Source organism: Paracoccus sp. FO-3, from assembly GCF_006386455.1.
In the GTDB taxonomy this organism is placed as follows: domain Bacteria; phylum Pseudomonadota; class Alphaproteobacteria; order Rhodobacterales; family Rhodobacteraceae; genus Paracoccus; species Paracoccus versutus.
This window is the reverse complement of record NZ_VCBQ01000006.1, coordinates 1-16,848: the sequence shown is the minus strand read 5'-3', so window position 1 is coordinate 16,848 and position 16,848 is coordinate 1. Positions and strand designations below refer to the sequence as shown.

The window sequence follows — 16,848 nt, the reverse complement described above, 5'->3', positions numbered from 1 at the left end:
GCGTCGTCGCCCCGCCCATAGGTACGGGCGGGGCGACGCCGGGATCTCAGCCCTTCTGCGAAGCGAACGGCGCGCGGTATTGCGACTGGCGTTCCAGCATCCAGCCCGGATATTCGGCGGGGAGCCTCGTCACCCTGTCGAGCGCCGCCAGGTCCTCGGCCGTCAGCGCCACCTCGGTCGAGTGGATGTTGTCCTGCAGCTGGTCGATCCGCTTGGCCCCGACGATCACGCTGGTCACCACCGGCTGATGCAGAAGCCAGGCCAGCGCCACTTGCGCCACCGTGCAGCCCTTGGCCGATGCGATCTCGCGCATCACGGCGATGGCGGCATCGCCGCGCGCCAGATCGACCGGCGGGAAGTCGAAGCTCGCCCGGCGACCGTCGTTCCCGGTGGTGCCGTCGCTGTACTTGCCCGACAGGAACCCGCCCGCCAGCGGGCTCCAGACCATCAGGCCGATGCCTTCGGCCTGCAGCATCGGCACGATCTCGCGTTCCAGGTCGCGACCGACCAGCGTGTAATAGGCCTGCAGCGACAGGATCGGCGCGAGCTTGCGCGCCTCGGTGATGCCGACCGCCTTGACGATCTGCCAGGCCGCCCAGTTCGACAGGCCGATATAACGCACATGGCCCTGCCGCACGAGCGTATCGAGCGCCTCGAGCGTCTCGGCGATCGGGGTCAGCGGATCGAAGCCGTGGATCTGGTAGAGGTCGATGTGATCCATCTGCAGCCGCTCCAGGCTGGCCTTGGCCTGCGCCATGATATGGCCGCGCGAGGCGCCGCGGGCGTTCGGGCCTTCGCCCATCGGCCCAAGAACCTTGGTCGCGATCACCACCTCGTCGCGCGGAATGCCGAGGTTGCGGATGGCCTGGCCGAGGATCCGCTCGCTCTCGCCGCCGGCATAGACATTGGCGGTGTCGATGAAATTGATGCCGGCATCGAAGGCCGCCCTGACCAGCCTGTCGGCCTCGTCCTGGCGCAGCTGGCCGATCTGGCCCCACATGCCGTCCGAGCCGCCGAAGGTCATGGTGCCGAGGCAGAGTTCGGAGACCAGCAGGCCGCTTGGGCCGAGAGTGCGGTAGCGCATGGGATGTTCCTTCATGTCGGGGGGAGCGCCGGGGCGGGATGCCGCCGGGTCAGGGCGAAGATAGGGCTGCCGTGCCCGGGGTCACGACGCCGATCCTCGCAAATCCTTGCACGATCCTCTCATGCGCGCCGATTTCGGGCTGCGCACTGCGCGCAGGGATCCTAGATTGCGGTTCATGGAAAACGATCATCTTGCCCCGCTCAAGGAGTTGATCGCCCGCCAGTGGCAGGCGCATGGCCGGGAAACCCCGATCGAGGGGCTGGTCCTGACCTCGGTCACCGCGCCGACCGGGCCGATCCATGCGGTCTATCGCCCGTCGCTCTGCGTCGTGGCGCAAGGCGCCAAGACCAGCATGTTGGGTGAGCGCGCCTATCGCTATGACGCCGGGAAATGCCTGATCGCGTCGATGGCGGTGCCGATCCGGGCAGAGATCACCCGCGCGACGCCAGAGCGGCCCTACTTGGCCTTCAGCCTTGCCCTGGACCCCGCGACGATCTCGGATCTGTTGCTGGAGCTGGACGGCACCGAGGACGCCCCCGCCGGTGCGGCGCTGGCGGTGCATGGCTTCGGACCGGAGCTTGCCGATCCGCTCTGCCGGCTGTTGGCCTTGTGCGACCGGCCGCGGGACATCGCGATCCTGGCGCCGCTGGTCCGGCGGGAGATCACCTGGCTCTTGCTGAATGGACCGATGGGGCCGGCGCTGCGCCAGATCGGCCTGGCGGGCAGCCGCATGGCGCGGATCGGCCGCGCCATCGCCTGCATCCGCGAGGGCTTCGCGGATCAGCTGAACGTGCGGCAGCTCGCCGAGGTCGCCGGGATGAGTCCCGCGACCTTCCACCGCCACTTCAAGGCGGTCACGGCGATGACGCCGGTGCAGTACCAGAAGCAGCTTCGCTTGCAGGAGGCGCGCCGCCTGCTGCTCTCCGACAGTGCCGATGTCGCCCGGATCGGCTACGCCATCGGCTATGAGAGCCCGTCGCAGTTCAGCAGGGAATATCGCCGCCTGTTCGGATCGCCGCCGGGCCGGGATGGGCAGGAGATCCGCAGGAGCCTCACCCCGCAGGTCGATAGCTGAGGGGGCGGCGGCGACATGGGCGGAAAATGACCGTACGTCTGTTCAGCAACTCTAGGTTCCCATCCCCAGTCTATCTGTGTTTGAGACCCAAGCCGCTATGTTGCGTAAAAATTCCCACACATCATCCTGTGCGGGTCTTACATATGCGGCAAGGGACGGGTCCGATCCCAGTGCGGCGAACATTTCGCCCAGCCAGACCGATTTATTACGGTTACAGTTCAAATGGGGTAACCATGATTCAAGTTCTCCAGCGCGCACCGTGAACAGGCCATAGGTCTCCATCTGGTTGAAAAACGCTACCGCTGTAGCAAGCTCATCGCCAGTTAGCAGGGCGATCCCTCCCTGTCTTTTATAATCAGGGTTGGCAGCATGAAGATATGCTCTCACGGTTTGACGTGTGTTTCGTAGGCCCTGTCGCAGTCCTTCTGGTATGCCAGCGGCATTGAGGTACTTGGTGCAGACCTGCCCGTCTTCTTTGATCCAGTCGATGTCAACTACCAGCGCTGACGGCACGCCAACTTGGCGTAGCTCCGCCACGATTTCTGAGGCCGTTTGCTTGTTGTGAGCATTGAGAAATGTTGCATGGCGGACGCTTGGCGGAGAGTATAGATTTGTCCTATTGTTGATCTCCTCATAGAATGCGCGATCGGCATCCGCCTCAACGACTACAGCAGATTCATAAAATAAGGCCGAGACCACCCCCACAGATCGTAGCAGGGGATCGTTCATCATTTGTGACAGCCGCGCCGCAGGTAATAGCTGCGCCGTTCCTCTTCTTGCCCGATGCGTGAGTCGCACAACATCGATCGGTAAGCCCGCTGAAAGGCAACCCATTAGGAAATGCGGGCTGTGCGTCGCAGCGAAAAGCTGCTTGTCTGCACCGATTTGAGCCCTATCTGCCTGCCAAGCGTGTAGGCGAGGCCGGGATGTAGAAATGCTTCCGGCTCATCAATGATTAGAACTTCCACATCGCCTGCAATGACCTCCGACAGAACGCCAACAAACGCTTTTGTCCCATCGCTCGATGCGGAAAGAGCGTGCGAATTTCGAAAAAACTCGATGGCCTCAGCCGTAAAAGCACGCTCGATTTCAGCAGGCGGCCTCGTTTCTGACAATGCATATGCGAATGATCCCATGTCGGTGGCATCAATCACGAGATGCATCTGGAACGAATCATAGATGATATCCGATAGAGCATGTCGAAGAGCATCGTCTTGGAACAAGGCTGCGATCGTCGTCTGGGCCGGATCGATCAATCTTTGTGCCTGAGACTGATTTACAAGCCCCAGACGGCTCTCGCCCGTTAGATTGAGCGCGAACATACTTAATAGATGCTGAGAAATGTATTGCCAGTTGTAGTTTTGATCGCGCGGCCGCTGATTGAATTGATTCAATAGGTTATCAAGAAGATATTGCTCATTAACCTCCTGACGGCCCATATTCCTGCGCATGAATATCCGCCGCTCGGGTGTTTCTCCAACTTCTGGAACGCGGAATTTTGAAATCTTTTGCTCTGCTCGCTCCCTTGTAATATTCGCAACTCTCACCTCAGAAACCACATGCTGGTCGTGAGCCTGATTGAAGACGAATTCGTTGGTGATGTCGCGAAGAGCGGAACTTTTACCACCGTTGTTAGGGCCGACAAATATGGTCACGCGCCCCGGAGCGATCTCAAGCGGGGGTGCCTCGGGCTTAGGTCCGTTCTTGAATATCAGATGTTCCAGCAACATATCTGGCAGTGACCTTCCATGAATAGTTGCATCACTTGCCAGCTACTCGTAAAATCTTCGCTTTCGCAAGTGTTGTTTAGTGGCGGCCTCTATGCCGACTAAGGGGAGGCAGACCGCCTGCGCGAGGGGATCTCGAATGACCGCTTCGGGCCAGATCACCGGCCGGGGATGGTGCCGTCGCTCGCCATGTGCCGGCTGCGGTTCGCAATCGAGAGCCTGGCGTGGCTGCGGAAGTCGCTCATATGTATAGGCCGCAACGGGCCATCTGCCCCTTTGCGCTGCCCTTTCTCGCGCCATCGCGAGGAATGCGGTGAACCACCGGCGGGTTCGGGCCGGGGGAATACAGGCAGAAGCCCGGATGCGGCGGGGTCCATTCCTCCAGCAGGCGGACCATGCGGCCGGTGGCGATAGTGCGGCTGCTTGCCAAGCGGCAGGGCGGCCGTCTCGCGAAGCCGGCCGAGGTGGCCAGCCTGATCGCCTTTCTCGCCTTAGATCGGGCAGCAGTCATCACCGGCACGGAACATGTGATCGACGGGGGGAACCGTGCCCATAGCGTGAGGGCGGCGGCTCGGACACCTTTCGTCACGTTGCATGGCCGGGGCTCTGCGCACCGAGGCCAGACCAGTTCGGGCACCAGCTACCCTGGCTTGAGTCGTCAACGGGCGTTGGGGTTTTCCTGCCCCCCGGCCTGCCTTCATGTTCCTGCGCCGACCCATTCGTAATAGGTCACCGGATGGCCGGACCGGGGATGCGGCTGATCGCGCAGCGCGATCAGCCCCTCGCGTTCGTAGAAATGCCGGGCGCGGCTGTTTTCCGAGGTGGTGAACAGGGTGAAGCCGCCGGGCATGGCCGCCTTGGCATGATCCAGGAGCGCCTTGCCGATCCCGCCGCCGATGCACCTGGGAGAAAGAAACAGTTCCGCCAGGATGCCATCTCGGGGCCGGATCGCCACGAAGCCGAGGATCTCGTGCCCGCTGTCGGCCACCGTGACCTCCCAGCCACCGGCCATGTCCTCATCGACCCTTCGGCGAAGCTCGGCCCGGCTCGGCATCGATGGCGGGCCCACGCCGGGCAGGCTGGCACTGGCATGCCAGATCGCGGCGATCCGGTCGCGGTCCGCATCGGTGGCCGGGCGCAGGAGAAAGGGTGTCATGCCGGTTCCTTCCCGGAATGCGAATGCCGAAGGGTGGCCGTCCGAACCGGCAACGCCCCCCTACCAGTCTGCATCGCAATCGCACGCTTCCGGCGGCTGCCAGTCCGCCGAGAGCCGAACCCCGGCCAGGGGCTGCTCCAGCATCGCCCAGGTCGGTCGTCCCAGCAGGAAGGCCGGCATCACATCCTGACCGGCGATGCCGTTCTCAGTGCTCAGCTTCAGGTGCATCACCCCCTTGGGATGCGGCAGGGTGGCCACCATCGCCGCCATGGCCGCGCGGCTGTCCTGCGTCACTAGGTAATCGGGCATGGCGCCGATCTGTTCCGTGAGCCATGCCTTGGCATTGTCGACCGCGGCCTCCGGCGTGTCGCCGAATTGCGGCTGGATCGCGCTCAGCCACAGCATCGCCATGCTCTCGAACAGGCCGGCATTGCGCAGCCTGAGGTCCAGATCCGTCAGCCGGAACTGCATCACCTTGTCCAGTTGCGGCGGCTGTGCCGTCAGGGCGGTCAGGTCAAAATTCTCGACCGTGCCGCTCAGGGCCAGGCGGTTGCCGCCGGTCTGCGCCACATCCAGACTGCTCAGCACCAGCCGCTTTGCCGCCGGGTCGATCGCGTAGTCGAGATGCAGGTCGGCGCTGCTCAGTTCGGCGGTCAGCCGCATCTGATAGGCCATATCCGCCATGTCCCGCAGCTGCGGCACCATTCGCGCGCCGCTTACGTCCAGGACCAGGCTTTGCGGCACCCCGCCCGGCGCCTCGTCAGGCCAGGTCGCGCGCCAAGAGATCTCCTGCGCCTCCAGCATCCCCGGGGCGGCGCCGTCCGGCATCTGCACCGCCAGATCGCGCAGCACGCAGCGGCCGCCCTCGCTGACGGGCGCCAAAGCGGCGAGCGGGTCGGTGCCATCCGAGGCGACCTTCTCGCCAAGTGCCGCGCGCAGGAGGTCCAGATCGGCTTGGCAGTCAGCCTGACTGCCAAGCACGGGTGCAGCCGTTGCGCAAAGCAGCAGTCCGGCAGCCAGCAGAGCTTTCATGATCGTCCCATCCCGTTGTGCTTTCGCGGCTTGGTAGCCGACGCTGTCCGGACCGGCAACGAGGTGTGATATCGATCTCTTGCGAGACATCCCGCTTCAGCCCTTCACGGCAAACAATGCGACCGAGGCATGGATCCTGGGCACGACCAGGTCATAGGGCGTCTCCCACATCCCCCGGAAGGTGATCGCCGCCATGGCGGCCTTGTAGCGCGCCACCTGGTCCGCACCGACCGGCGCGCAGCGCGGCATCACGATGCCCTCCCAGCCGTCATAGGGAATGAACCAGTCGCCCGGCCGCATCTCGGCATGTTCCAGATAGGCTTGCAGCACGAACAGCATCTCGCCGTGCAGCGCATCCATCCGCGCCTCGTTTTCCGGGCCGATCTCGTCATAGCCCTCGGGGCTCAGGAAGACCGGCAGGCCAAGCGCGCGGGCCATGTCGATCTCGAAATGCACGTAGTCGCCATAGGGCCGCTTGCAGTCGATCATGTTGCCCCGCCAATTGGTCGTTTGCAGCAGGCGGATGTGGTTCGGGGTCACGGTGAAGCTGGCCCCGCCCTCGACGGGCTGGCGGAAGGCATAGGTGCCGGGCGTGAAGCGGGCATGCAGGAAGAAGGTGCAGACCAGCCGCTCCATGCGCGCGATGATCGTGGACCGGGGCTTGTCGAACTCGGCGGCGTAATCCTCCAGCGTCATGTCGCCGGGGACGATGCCGGGCGCGCCGGATTCGCAGTCGATCCAGACGGCGCGGCAGGCCCGGAACCAGGCGATGTCCTCGGCGGTGATGGCGACAGGATCGATATGGCGCCATTCCGGGGCCGCGCTAGCCGGCCGCAGGGCAAGGCAGGCCAGCCCGGCACCCAGCAGCGACCGCCGCGTCAGCCGTGCAAGGGTCGGGGTAGTCATGCTGTGCTTCCTGCTTTGGGGCCTCCGTCGAAGGCTACAAGCATCGGGAAGGGCGGGAAAGTGGCACCACCGAGCCGGAGCGGTGGCGTGTGCGATACGGGCTGCAAGCGGATTGGATCCCGCAGGAAACCACCCTATCACTTGGCGGCATCGGAAGCTGGGGGACGTTGCCCATGCCGGACATACGCGGAACTGCCTCGATCCTGCTGGCGGGGCTTCTTGCCGGGTGGTGCTGTATCGCACCCGTCCATGCGCGGCCCGCCGAACTGCCGACCATCGAGGCCGTCGAAGCCGATGTCGGCGCCGGGCGCCATGCGGAGGCGCTCGAGGGTTATCGCCTGCTTCTGGACCAGGCGCAGGGGTCCGAGGCGCTGCAAATCGCGGTTCGGCTGGCCGAGATCGCCAATGTCACCGGCCAGCCGCACCTGGCGCTGGAGGCCCTTGGGCCGCGTCTGACGGAAGCGGCGATGGCCGCACCGGAGCTGTTCGACGCCGGGCAGGAACTGCTGGTCGAGGCCGCCAGCATGACCGGGCGGCAGGACATGGCCATCTCGGCCGCGCGCCGGCTGGTCGCGTTCCGCCGCGACACATGGGGAGAGGACGCCCCCGCCCTGCAGGCCGGCCGGCTGACGCTTTCCGGCCTGCTCGATCAGCAGGGCCGGCATGACGAGGCGCGGGCGCTGCGCGACGAAGCCTTCGCGGTCCTGGCCAAAGGGGACCCCGAGCTTTACCTGCGGATGCTGAACAACACCGCCATCGTGCTCCAGGACGGCGGCGCGCTTGACGAGGCCGCACAGGTCTTCGCCCGCCTGATCGCCGCGCTGGAGGAGGACGGCGCCAGCCTCTCGCTTGGCATCACGCATTTCAACGCCGCCATCCTGGACCGCGACCGGCGGCGCCATGACGCGGCCATCGACCATCACCGGCGCGCCATCGAGATCCTCGAAGCCGTGGCGGGCCCAGCCAGCGCCCATACCATCGCGGCCATCGGCGGGCTGGGCCAGACCTATGCCTTTGCCGGCCGGCCCGCCTCGGCCATGCCGCTGCTGCGGGATGCGCTGGAACGGGCGAGGCGTGCCCTGGGCGACAGCGACGACACCATGCTGCAGGCGAACAACCTTGCCGCCGTGCTGCGCACCCTCGGCCGTTTCGCCGAGGCAGAGCCGCTGGACCGCGAGGCCTATGGCTGGCGCGAGGCCAATCTCGGCCCCGCGCATCCCGCGACGCTGACCAGCCGCAAGAATCTCGCGCTCGACCTGGTTGGGCTGGACCGGCCCGACGAAGCCAAGGCGCATTACGATGCCATCACCGCCACGCTGGAAGGCACGCGTGGCCTCGATCACCCCCTGACGCGCGACATGCGGCTGGAACGCGACATGATCGCGGCCTTGTCCGGCACCGCCCCGGCCGAGGGCTTTGATCTGGACGCCATCTCGGACCGGGCGGAACCCAGCGGCGATAACGTCCTTTTGGCCAACCGGCTGGCGGGGATTGCCGGGCGACGGGGCGACGAACGGACCGAACTTGCGCTCAACCGCCTGTCGCTGCGCCTGGCCGATGCCTGGCATGGCCCGTATCATCCGACGACGCTGGCGATGCTGACCAACTTGGCCCGCAGCGAAAGTGCGCTGGACACCGAGGAAAGCCTCGCCACCTATGTCGAGCTGGAACGCCGTCTGCGCATCTGGTCGCGGCGGGAGTTCGCCTCGACCTCGGATACCGCTACGCTGGAACAGGTGGCGACGACAACGCGCGAGAATATCGGCGATATCATGCGCTACAGCTTCCACGCGCTGCGGGACAAGCCGCAGGTCATGCAGCTTGTCGGCCGGGTTCTGGTCGAATGGAAGGCCCCCGGAAGCCTGGAACGCGCCTTGCTGGACGGCGTTCGCGACCGGCTGCCGCCCGAGGACCTGGCGCTGCTGGAACGGGTCCGCGCCTTGCGTGCGGAAAGCCTGTCGCACCCGGATGCGGCCGATGCCGATCTGGCCATGGCCGAGGCCAGGCTGGCCGAACGGATCGGCGGGCTCGCCCGGCTGGAGGGCGAAGGGCAGCGGTCCTATGAGGCCATCCTTGCGGGACTGGCCGAGGGCGAGGCGGTGCTGGATTTCCTCAGCGTCCCCCTGCGCTCGGCCAATGGCAAGGTCGAGGAGCGGATCTTCGCGATGATGGCCTGGCACGGCGGCGACGCGATGCTGGCCGACCTGGGGCTTGCCGCCGATTTCGAGGCGCTGATCCCGCCGGACGGCAAGCTGATGGCCGAGGCGGCGCGTCGCAAGCTTCATGACATGACGGTCGGCCGGTTCGGCGCCCGCGTCGCCAAGGTCGGGCGGCTGTTCGTGGTGCCGGACGGGGTGACGCATCTGATCCCCTTCGACGGCTTGCTGGACGGCCAGGGCCGCCCCCTGATCGAGACCCGCGATGTGCGCATCCTGCGCAATGCGCGCGCGATCCCGCCCGCGGATCGCGAGCAGGTTGCGCAGCCCGGCCCGATGCTGCTGGTCGGCGCTGTCGATTACGGGCCGGACGGCATGTCGGCGCTGCCCGCCTCGGGTCCGGAGGTGGAGGCCATTGCCGCACGCATGACGGCCGCCGGCTATGAGCCCGAGATATTGCGCGGCACCGATGCCGGCGAGGCGGAGGTCCGCGCGACCTCCGGCGGCCGCCGCATCCTGCATTTCGCGACGCATGGCTTTTTCCGGCCGGTCGCGGCGGGCGAAACCGCGCCCTTGTGGCGGGCAGGCATCGCGCTGGCCGGGGCGGGGAATGGCGACGGGGCGCGGCAACGCGCCGATGACGGGATTCTTTATGCCGCCGAGGTCGCCTCTTGGGATCTGTCGGGCGTGGACCTGGTCGTGCTGTCGGCCTGCGACACCGCACAGGGCGACCGCAGCTATGTCGAGGGGCTGAACGGCCTGCCTTCCGCACTGGCCATCGCCGGCGCCCGCCGCAGCCTGCTGGCGCGCTGGCCGGTCGGCGACCGCGGCGCGGCGATCTTCATGGACAGGTTCTATGCCCATCTGGCCGCAACCGGTTCCTATGACGAGGCGATGCGCCACACCAAGCTGGACGCGATAGAGGGGCGCCTGGACGTGGAGGACGACACATGGCTGGCCTTTGCGCTGATCGCGAACTGAGGGTGGCCGGTCGCTGCCTATTCACACCGGAGGTTTGTCGGGTTGTCTCTCGCCGGCCGTTTCATTTTGCCCCGGATGGGGCCGCGGAGCGTGATATGTCGATGAAGCGCCGCAGCAGGTTGCGCAATGTTCCAAGCGGTCATTGGCTTTCGAACGCTTCCATGCTCTCCAGCGAAGTGTTGCGGCATGGGATATGAAACGGGATGCAGTGGATTCTTCAGCGGTTCGAGGACACGCAGAAGCTGGCGGATGCGCTGGACCGGCTGGGCATTTCCTATTCATGGCACAAGGTGGTTCCCTTCGTCGGCGATCTGGTGCCCGAGCCGGAGGTGCGCGACCCGCAAGCCGTGGTCATGTTCGGCTCCTACACGCTGTGGCGATACGCCGAAGCAAAGGGCTTCCATCCGGGTGTTTTCCGAGTAGCGCCCTTCGTCCACGAGAGACCCTGGCAACCCTTCATGCTCAACGGGCCGGATGCGACATTTCTTCGCGTCGGCGAGATCGAGGCGGGACTGCCGGACGATGGCCGTCACTGGTTCATTCGTCCGGTCGCCGACAGCAAGGAACAGGCGGGAAACGTCAAGACCGCTGCGGAGATTCGCGAGACGGCCCGCAAGGTCATGTCGCTTGATCCGGACGAAATACCCAATGGCTCCTTGCGCCCGGACACGCTGATGATGCTGACCCCGCCGGCCCGGATCCTGAAGGAGTGGCGCATCTGGATCGTGAACGGCGATGTCGTCACCTATTCGCTCTACAAGGAGGGTGCACGGGTCACCTATCGCCATGAGATCGATGAGGACGCGCTTGAATTCGCCCAGACCCTGGCCCGGCTGAACGAGGACTATTCGCCCGCCTATGTCATGGACATCTGCCGCACCGAGGAAGGTCTACGGCTGTTGGAGACGAACTGCATCAATGCCGCCGGGTTTTACGCGGCCGATCTCATGAAGCTCGCGGCGATGATAGACGGCATGGCTTGCACAGTTGGCAAGAGGTGATCTCAAGCATCTTGCTGCAGCATCGGCTGAATGGCAGCCTTGGAGACAGCCGAGTCGCAGCATTCGCGCGTGCCGATTATCCGCTAAGGGCCGCTATGCCCCCCTATCTGCAGATTGGCTTGGCACATCGCCAGTAGCTGCTGGCGCAGCGCATCACCTTCGACGTCAGTCACACCCAACTCGAACGCATCGTGGACCGTGCCGAAGATCACCGTAGCCAGGGTGAGGTTGACGCCGTGCAGACCCGGAAAGGTCGCGTCGGGTGGTGGGATGCCCTGGTGACGGGAAGCCGTGCGCATCTTGACGCTCGCCTCGAATCGTAACATATATAGTTACATGAAACGCGACAGCCGCCTTTCCTCGGTCCTTCATGCCCTGCTGCACATGGCCGAGCAGGACGGCCCGATGACCTCCGAGGCACTCGGGCTATGCCTCGGCACCAATCCGGTCGTGGTGCGACGGACCATGGGTCTCTTGCGCAAGGCTGGGCTGGTGACGGCGGAGCGCGGCCACTCGGGCGGCTGGCGCATTTCGGCCGATCTGGAAACGGTCAGCCTGCGCCGGTTGCACGAAGCCCTGGGCGAGCCGGCGATCTTCGCCATCGGCAACCGCAACGAGACGCCGGAATGCCTGGTCGAGCAATCGGTCAATGCCGCGCTCAAGGGCGCCTTCGCCGAGGCCGAGGCGCTGCTGATGGCGCGTTTCGCCGATGTGACGCTGGCCGATCTGGCCCGGGATTTCGCCCGCCGCCATGCGCAAAGGCGGGCCACGCAGGAGTAGGACATGCAGGACGTGATCGTGATCGGGGGCAGCTATGCCGGGATGGCCGCTGCCCTGCAACTGGCGCGTGCCCGCCGCAAGGTGGTGGTGATCGACGCCGGGCAGCGGCGCAACCGTTTCGCCAGCCATTCGCACGGCTTTCTGGGGCAGGACGGGGTCGACCCGGCAATCATCTGGGCCGAGGCCCGGCGCCAGTTGCTGGCCTATCCTGCCGTGAGATGGATCGAGGGCACGGCCAGCACCATTACCGGCCGCAAGGACGACTTCCGGGTTCCTACGGAAGCGGGCGACACATTCGCGGGCCGTCGCATCCTTCTGGCCACCGGCGTCAGCGATCAACTGCCCGAGATTCCCGGCCTTGCCGAACGCTGGGGCGGGACGGTGTTCCATTGCCCCTATTGCCACGGCTACGAACTGGATCAGGGCCGGATCGGGGTCATCGCCAGCAGTGCGATGTCGCTCCACCAGGCGCAGCTTTTGCCGGAATGGGGCGAGGTGACTTTCCTGACCAACAGCGCCCTGAGCCTCGATCCCGAACAGCGCGCCGACCTGCAGGCGCGCGGCGTCACGATTGAGGAGACGCCTATCTCGCGGTTGACCGGCGCGGCGGATATCGAGTTGCGCGACGGCCGGGTGCTGCCCTTCGCCGGGCTGTTCACCGCGACCCGGACCGAGCCGGCCAGTGCGCTGGCCGAGATGGCCGGCTGCACGCTGATCGAGACGCCGATGGGCCGCCAGATCATGACGGGCGACAGCAAGGAAACCAGCGTTCCGGGCATCTTCGCCTGCGGCGATATCGCGCGGGCGCCGCATTCGGTGTCATTGGCGGTGGGGGACGGGGCATGGGCCGGGGCGCAGCTGCACCGCTCGCTGGTCTGGCCGGAATGAGCGGCGCGACCCATCCGGGCGATGCCGCCAGCTATGCCGCGCGCGTCGCCCGCCATGTCCCGGGCCTGCACGACATGCATCGCATGGCAGGGATCCTACTGGCCGAACATGTACCGGAAAATGGCCGGGTCCTGGTCCTCGGCGCCGGCGGCGGGCTGGAATTGCGAGCCTTTGCACAGGCGTATCCGAGTTGGCGCTTCGACGGCATCGATCCTTCGCCCGATATGATCGCCCAGGCGCAGGATATTCTCGGCAAGGACCGCGCCCATGTCATCTTCCATCAGGGCTATATCGATGACGCTCCCGAGGGCCCCTTCGATGGCGCGACCTGTCTGCTGACCCTGCACTTCCTGCCGCGAGACGAACGCCTGCGCACCCTGCGAGAACTGCACCGCCGCCTGCCCGACGGCGCGCCGTTCGTCATGGCCCATCACAGCTTTCCGCTAACAGGCGGGCAGCAGGATCTCTGGTTGCGGCGCAATGCGGCTTGGCTGATCGCGGAAGGCACGCCCGAGGCGCAGGCCATGGCCGGGATCTCCAGCATAAAGCAACAGCTGCCCGTCCTGCCGCCCGAGGAAGACGAACTGCTGCTGACGACCGCCGGTTTCAGGGATATCCAGCTGTTCTACGCCGCCTTCACCTTCAAGGGATGGGTTGCCCGAGCGTGTCAGCCGGGGGATTTGCAGTCAAGCATGAGGCACGGACATGTTCCGCTGACCACGTAGATCGAGACGCTACTGCAGCGGTGATCCAATAGGCAGCTTTCGGAAACACCGCCGCGCGGCATAGATCGGGTGACGGGCAACTACGGGCCAAGTTGCTGTCAGCGATGTGCCAGATAGTCCGCTGAAACGTAACCCGAGATAGCAGGCCGGTCGGTCAGCGAGACTCTGCACCAGACCTTACCGTTATTCGTGACGCAGTTCTGCCGGGTGAGGCGCGTTCCGTCGGGCAGGCCGATGATGATGTTGTGATTGAGGCCAGGGCCTTCGCGAAGCTTCAGGAGATCGTCTGGCCCGACGCCCTTGACCACTGCACCAGAACCGACCGTGCATCCGGTGGCGACCATGAGAGCGAGAAGAGCAGCAATATGAGTGCGCATTGTCTGGCCTGAATCGTTTTGCCATCACTACGTCACCATCGCGCTAAATGACAGCAGGCAGGTGCCTGGCGCGGATATCCTTGCGGTCGCGGTTGCGGATGACGAGTTGGGGACCCTGTCTGCCATCCGTCGCACGCTTGGCTATTATACCGGTGCCGAGCGCACGGTTGCGCTGTTGCATCCCGCCGATTGCGGGCGGCGGGCCATCGGCCATTTCCACCCTGTTCCACGACAGCCACGCGGAGGGCTTTTGGCGCGAGGCGCTGATCTGCTGCGGGACGGGCAAACCCCCTGGCCGCAACGCGTCACGCTGCGGGCGGATCCTGCGCCAGGTGGCGAAAGAGCCTGGAGCAGGTTATCCAGCGCCCCTTCCAGTTCATCGTTCTGACCGAGAAAATTCACCCGGGCCTCTCGAATTCCTCTGAGGTGCCGGGTAATGTGCCCCACCTCCTCCCCGCTGAGCGGGTCGAAACACGTCTTGGAAGGATGCATTGCAAGCCGCATCCCCTGTCTATGAATAAAATGATATGATTGCAGAATTTTAAATAGAGAAAGTGATCCGACAGCCTGGTGCGGCCAGCTCTTCAGGCTACCTTGTTCTGCAAGGAGGCTTCGATATAACGAAGCGCGCCCAGAGCCATGTCCGGGCTCACGCGGCTAGCGACAGCATCCTCTTGTCCGGAAGCGACCCGAGCCAAGTGCCTGCGCAGTATTTCCACGGAAAGCCCACCCTCTTCCCTTAACGCGGTGATGGCAATCTGCCCGATGGTGAAGGCTGCCATGTCCGGGGTGGCCACGTATTCCGGTGCTTGGCGGCGTCGCCGCATGATCGTTGCGTCGCTCATCAATCCCTCGCATTGCAAAACCACCAGTCCGAAGATCGGTCTGGCGCTCAATATCCAAGCTGAACAATTTATTGCGCACCAGCCGCGCGCCCTGCGTGGCCGCTCTAGAGGATGGCGATCCGCGGTGTCATACGCCGATTGGTGTATGCAGCTCAGTTTCGGTGTGCCAAGGCGATGATACGATCAAGGATGAGGTCATTGCGCTGGTAAAAAACCAACTCGGCCGCATCGGTGACCGGCTCGACGGTGATCAGGGGATTGATCCTTTCCAGTTGCCTGCACGAAGCAAGATCGATGCCGGGATCTTCGGTGGGCGCCAGATATCGCATGGGTATGCGCAACTCGCGCAGCGCGGTGTCCATGCTGTGGCGCGAAAGCTGCAATTCCCGCACAAAGGTCGCGTGGCCCTGCTTCAGCAGATGTTCACAGGCGTTCCGGATCAATGCCGTCCAATCGGGGTTACGCACCGTTTGCTGGTTCAGCGGCGTATGGCGGAAGGCGCGTTCCAGATACCAGTCCAGGCCGTGCTGGCGCATCATCCGATGTCCCGATTTGGCCATCAGTTCGGCAACCCATGGCGCACTGTCTGCGAGTTGCAGCATGATGCGTTGAATCTGCGGCAGGCGCTGGACTCCCGAAGGATCGATCCCGCACGAGAAGCCGATCGCCAGTATTCCGTGGAAGCGCGTGGGATTTTCCACCGCTTCGACGACCAGAGGCAAGGTGCCGCTGGCCAATCCGACGCCAAGGCAAGGGCGGCCGACGACCTGGTCGAGAAAGACCCGCAATGCGACAAGATTGTCGCTCATCACATCAAGCGAGGAGTCCATGGTGCTGTTCCCGTGACCGGGTCGCGACGGAACATAGAGACAGATGCCAGCGTCGCGCAGCCGGGCTTCTCCGTCGCCAGGCAGCAGATAGGTCATCGGCAATCCCCGAAGCATGACCACGGGGATGCCCCGCTTCGCGCCCATCCAGGTCCAAGCGATCTTGCGGCCATCGGGCATCTCGATCAGCTTTTCGCGGCCCAGGGGATCGTGCCAGACAGGGGCTTCGCCCCGAAGCCCGACATGTTCACGGCTGGCGATCATGGCCAGCAGGCGCATCAGGTCGATATTCGAAGGGGCGCCCATCTTGGCCATGATCGTCTTGATCTGGGTGCGCACCGTCAGCAACGACACGCCTCGCTCTGTCGCGATCGATTCGAGGTTGCGCAGACGAAAGAACAGATGCGCGACCTCGGATTCGGCCTGCGTCAGGCCGAAGGCCTGTTGCAAGCGCTCGGCGATCCGCGGCCCCCAGGCGATTTCCAGGGAACGGATGGCAATATGGGCGCCGCTCTGGCCCGGCACGCGGATCAGGTAGCCCTCGGCCAGGAAGGATTCGCCATAGCCCTCGGTGGCCGGCAGGATCGTCAGGATCGCTTGCGCCGCGTTGCCCTGACCGGTGGCGGCACGCAACAGGGCACGATAGTCCTCCAGAGAATTCGGCGCGATGACTGCAGCGTCCATGAACGCGCCCTGGCGCTTGCCGAACGCGCGTTCGCCCGCAATGTTGATGACCGCGACATTGCCGTTTGGAGACAGCACAGTCGCCGGTCCCGGCACTTCGGAAACCGCCAGTTTCAGCGGGTCGTTCTCGGTCGGGACGTCCAGCTTTTCCAGGGTGTTGCGGAAGGTCAGCAACTGGCTGAACAGCCCCTTGGAGACTTTGGGATGCTCAGCATCTCCGCCGGACGATGCGAGCTTGGCTTCCCAACTCGCCACCATCTCATCGAAAGCATGCTCATCGATGATCGAGCGATAGGTGCTGGCGATGATGTTCAGATCGATATCGTCGTCCGAACTCTGGCCTTCGCTCAACTGAGGCGACAGAAAGAAATGCTGATCGGCCAATGGTGTCTTTGGTTTGGATTCGAGCACGATGGAACCTTTTCACTAAAGCCACCGCGGCGTTGCATCTTATCGGGTGGCCTTCAATCGTCAGGACCCGGCATCACGGGGACCTGCACAAGGCTGAACGCAGCGCCAGCGTAATCGCTGATCCGTGTATTAGCCACACGAATATCTGGTCGAATAACACCCCGCTGGCTGAGAATGGCGGTGCGAAATTAGT

17 protein-coding genes are annotated in these 16,848 nt (G+C 64.5%); 7 read left to right on the top strand and 10 right to left on the bottom strand.

Features of this window, described 5'->3' with window-relative positions; all coding sequences use genetic code 11:
* Nucleotides 1-46: 46 nt before the first annotated feature.
* Nucleotides 47-1,084, bottom strand: coding sequence for an aldo/keto reductase (locus FE811_RS02570; RefSeq protein ID WP_140846508.1), 1,038 nt, complete (start codon nt 1,082-1,084; stop codon nt 47-49).
* A gap of 175 nt (nt 1,085-1,259) precedes the next feature.
* Here FE811_RS02570 and FE811_RS02565 point away from each other — a divergent pair, with 175 nt between their 5' ends.
* Complete coding sequence (locus FE811_RS02565) at nt 1,260-2,159, top strand: AraC family transcriptional regulator (RefSeq protein ID WP_140846507.1); 900 nt, start codon at nt 1,260-1,262, stop codon at nt 2,157-2,159.
* A gap of 51 nt (nt 2,160-2,210) precedes the next feature.
* Here the strand turns inward: FE811_RS02565 and FE811_RS02560 are convergent, their stop codons facing one another.
* Both FE811_RS02560 and FE811_RS02555 read right to left on the bottom strand, forming a co-directional pair.
* The gene (locus FE811_RS02560) at nt 2,211-2,891 is read right to left on the bottom strand and encodes a hypothetical protein (RefSeq protein ID WP_140846506.1); all 681 of its coding nucleotides are present in this window, start codon (nt 2,889-2,891) and stop codon (nt 2,211-2,213) included.
* Between the two features lie 101 nt (nt 2,892-2,992).
* Complete coding sequence (locus FE811_RS02555; protein ID WP_140846504.1) at nt 2,993-3,889, bottom strand: AAA family ATPase; 897 nt, start codon at nt 3,887-3,889, stop codon at nt 2,993-2,995.
* 392 nt (nt 3,890-4,281) lie between these two features.
* Here FE811_RS02555 and FE811_RS28120 point away from each other — a divergent pair, with 392 nt between their 5' ends.
* Nucleotides 4,282-4,611, top strand: a complete 330-nt coding sequence (locus FE811_RS28120; protein WP_255469596.1) for an SDR family oxidoreductase — start codon at nt 4,282-4,284, stop codon at nt 4,609-4,611.
* On the opposite strand, the gene FE811_RS02540 is transcribed toward FE811_RS28120, so the two are convergent.
* From FE811_RS02540 to FE811_RS02530, 3 genes are all read right to left on the bottom strand, one after another.
* On the bottom strand, nt 4,584-5,042 hold the full coding sequence (locus FE811_RS02540; protein WP_072463403.1) for a GNAT family N-acetyltransferase: 459 nt from the start codon (nt 5,040-5,042) through the stop codon (nt 4,584-4,586). The two genes, FE811_RS28120 and FE811_RS02540, sit on opposite strands and share 28 nt — an antisense overlap.
* A 60-nt stretch (nt 5,043-5,102) precedes the next feature.
* Nucleotides 5,103-6,074: a hypothetical protein gene (locus tag FE811_RS02535; RefSeq protein ID WP_140846503.1), complete on the bottom strand. Its 972-nt coding sequence runs from the start codon at nt 6,072-6,074 to the stop codon at nt 5,103-5,105.
* A gap of 96 nt (nt 6,075-6,170) precedes the next feature.
* Entirely contained in the window at nt 6,171-6,980 is an 810-nt protein-coding gene (locus FE811_RS02530; protein WP_140846502.1) for a hypothetical protein, read from the bottom strand.
* 173 nt (nt 6,981-7,153) lie between these two features.
* Between FE811_RS02530 and FE811_RS02525 the strand changes: the two genes are divergently transcribed.
* Nucleotides 7,154-10,117 (top strand): CHAT domain-containing tetratricopeptide repeat protein, encoded by a 2,964-nt coding sequence (locus FE811_RS02525; protein WP_140846501.1) that lies wholly within the window; start codon nt 7,154-7,156, stop codon nt 10,115-10,117.
* A 203-nt stretch (nt 10,118-10,320) separates the two neighbouring features.
* Nucleotides 10,321-11,118 carry an ATP-grasp domain-containing protein gene (locus tag FE811_RS02520; RefSeq protein ID WP_140846500.1) on the top strand — a complete coding sequence of 266 codons (798 nt, stop codon included), beginning with the start codon at nt 10,321-10,323 and terminating at the stop codon, nt 11,116-11,118.
* 83 nt (nt 11,119-11,201) lie between these two features.
* Here the strand turns inward: FE811_RS02520 and FE811_RS02515 are convergent, their stop codons facing one another.
* Nucleotides 11,202-11,444: a hypothetical protein gene (locus FE811_RS02515; protein WP_036753057.1), complete on the bottom strand. Its 243-nt coding sequence runs from the start codon at nt 11,442-11,444 to the stop codon at nt 11,202-11,204.
* Between the two features lie 10 nt (nt 11,445-11,454).
* Between FE811_RS02515 and FE811_RS02510 the strand changes: the two genes are divergently transcribed.
* The 3 genes from FE811_RS02510 to FE811_RS02500 are packed head-to-tail and all read left to right on the top strand — an operon-like array spanning nt 11,455 to nt 13,511.
* Nucleotides 11,455-11,898 carry an Rrf2 family transcriptional regulator gene (locus FE811_RS02510; RefSeq protein WP_072464332.1) on the top strand — a complete coding sequence of 148 codons (444 nt, stop codon included), beginning with the start codon at nt 11,455-11,457 and terminating at the stop codon, nt 11,896-11,898.
* Between the two features lie 3 nt (nt 11,899-11,901).
* The gene (locus FE811_RS02505) at nt 11,902-12,786 is read left to right on the top strand and encodes an NAD(P)/FAD-dependent oxidoreductase (protein WP_140846499.1); all 885 of its coding nucleotides are present in this window, start codon (nt 11,902-11,904) and stop codon (nt 12,784-12,786) included.
* Nucleotides 12,783-13,511: a class I SAM-dependent methyltransferase gene (locus FE811_RS02500; RefSeq protein ID WP_140846497.1), complete on the top strand. Its 729-nt coding sequence runs from the start codon at nt 12,783-12,785 to the stop codon at nt 13,509-13,511. Before FE811_RS02505 ends, FE811_RS02500 begins: the two co-directional genes overlap by 4 nt.
* Before the next feature lie 98 nt (nt 13,512-13,609).
* On the opposite strand, the gene FE811_RS02495 is transcribed toward FE811_RS02500, so the two are convergent.
* The 3 genes from FE811_RS02495 to FE811_RS02485 form a co-directional block, all read right to left on the bottom strand.
* Nucleotides 13,610-13,888 carry an SH3 domain-containing protein gene (locus FE811_RS02495; protein ID WP_140846496.1) on the bottom strand — a complete coding sequence of 93 codons (279 nt, stop codon included), beginning with the start codon at nt 13,886-13,888 and terminating at the stop codon, nt 13,610-13,612.
* A gap of 584 nt (nt 13,889-14,472) precedes the next feature.
* Nucleotides 14,473-14,733: a hypothetical protein gene (locus FE811_RS02490; protein WP_255469595.1), complete on the bottom strand. Its 261-nt coding sequence runs from the start codon at nt 14,731-14,733 to the stop codon at nt 14,473-14,475.
* Nucleotides 14,734-14,885: 152 nt separating this feature from the next.
* Nucleotides 14,886-16,655 (bottom strand): alpha/beta fold hydrolase, encoded by a 1,770-nt coding sequence (locus tag FE811_RS02485; RefSeq protein WP_140846494.1) that lies wholly within the window; start codon nt 16,653-16,655, stop codon nt 14,886-14,888.
* Nucleotides 16,656-16,848 lie beyond the last annotated feature (193 nt).

Coding starts and splice junctions, on each gene's coding strand:
- FE811_RS02570 (WP_140846508.1), bottom strand. CDS start 1,084: ATGCGCTACCGCACTCTCGGCCCAAGCGGCCTGCTGGTCTCCGAACTC.
- FE811_RS02565 (WP_140846507.1), top strand. CDS start 1,260: ATGGAAAACGATCATCTTGCCCCGCTCAAGGAGTTGATCGCCCGCCAG.
- FE811_RS02560 (WP_140846506.1), bottom strand. CDS start 2,891: ATGATGAACGATCCCCTGCTACGATCTGTGGGGGTGGTCTCGGCCTTA.
- FE811_RS02555 (WP_140846504.1), bottom strand. CDS start 3,889: ATGTTGCTGGAACATCTGATATTCAAGAACGGACCTAAGCCCGAGGCA.
- FE811_RS28120 (WP_255469596.1), top strand. CDS start 4,282: ATGCGGCCGGTGGCGATAGTGCGGCTGCTTGCCAAGCGGCAGGGCGGC.
- FE811_RS02540 (WP_072463403.1), bottom strand. CDS start 5,042: ATGACACCCTTTCTCCTGCGCCCGGCCACCGATGCGGACCGCGACCGG.
- FE811_RS02535 (WP_140846503.1), bottom strand. CDS start 6,074: ATGAAAGCTCTGCTGGCTGCCGGACTGCTGCTTTGCGCAACGGCTGCA.
- FE811_RS02530 (WP_140846502.1), bottom strand. CDS start 6,980: ATGACTACCCCGACCCTTGCACGGCTGACGCGGCGGTCGCTGCTGGGT.
- FE811_RS02525 (WP_140846501.1), top strand. CDS start 7,154: ATGCCGGACATACGCGGAACTGCCTCGATCCTGCTGGCGGGGCTTCTT.
- FE811_RS02520 (WP_140846500.1), top strand. CDS start 10,321: ATGCAGTGGATTCTTCAGCGGTTCGAGGACACGCAGAAGCTGGCGGAT.
- FE811_RS02515 (WP_036753057.1), bottom strand. CDS start 11,444: ATGTTACGATTCGAGGCGAGCGTCAAGATGCGCACGGCTTCCCGTCAC.
- FE811_RS02510 (WP_072464332.1), top strand. CDS start 11,455: ATGAAACGCGACAGCCGCCTTTCCTCGGTCCTTCATGCCCTGCTGCAC.
- FE811_RS02505 (WP_140846499.1), top strand. CDS start 11,902: ATGCAGGACGTGATCGTGATCGGGGGCAGCTATGCCGGGATGGCCGCT.
- FE811_RS02500 (WP_140846497.1), top strand. CDS start 12,783: ATGAGCGGCGCGACCCATCCGGGCGATGCCGCCAGCTATGCCGCGCGC.
- FE811_RS02495 (WP_140846496.1), bottom strand. CDS start 13,888: ATGCGCACTCATATTGCTGCTCTTCTCGCTCTCATGGTCGCCACCGGA.
- FE811_RS02490 (WP_255469595.1), bottom strand. CDS start 14,733: ATGAGCGACGCAACGATCATGCGGCGACGCCGCCAAGCACCGGAATAC.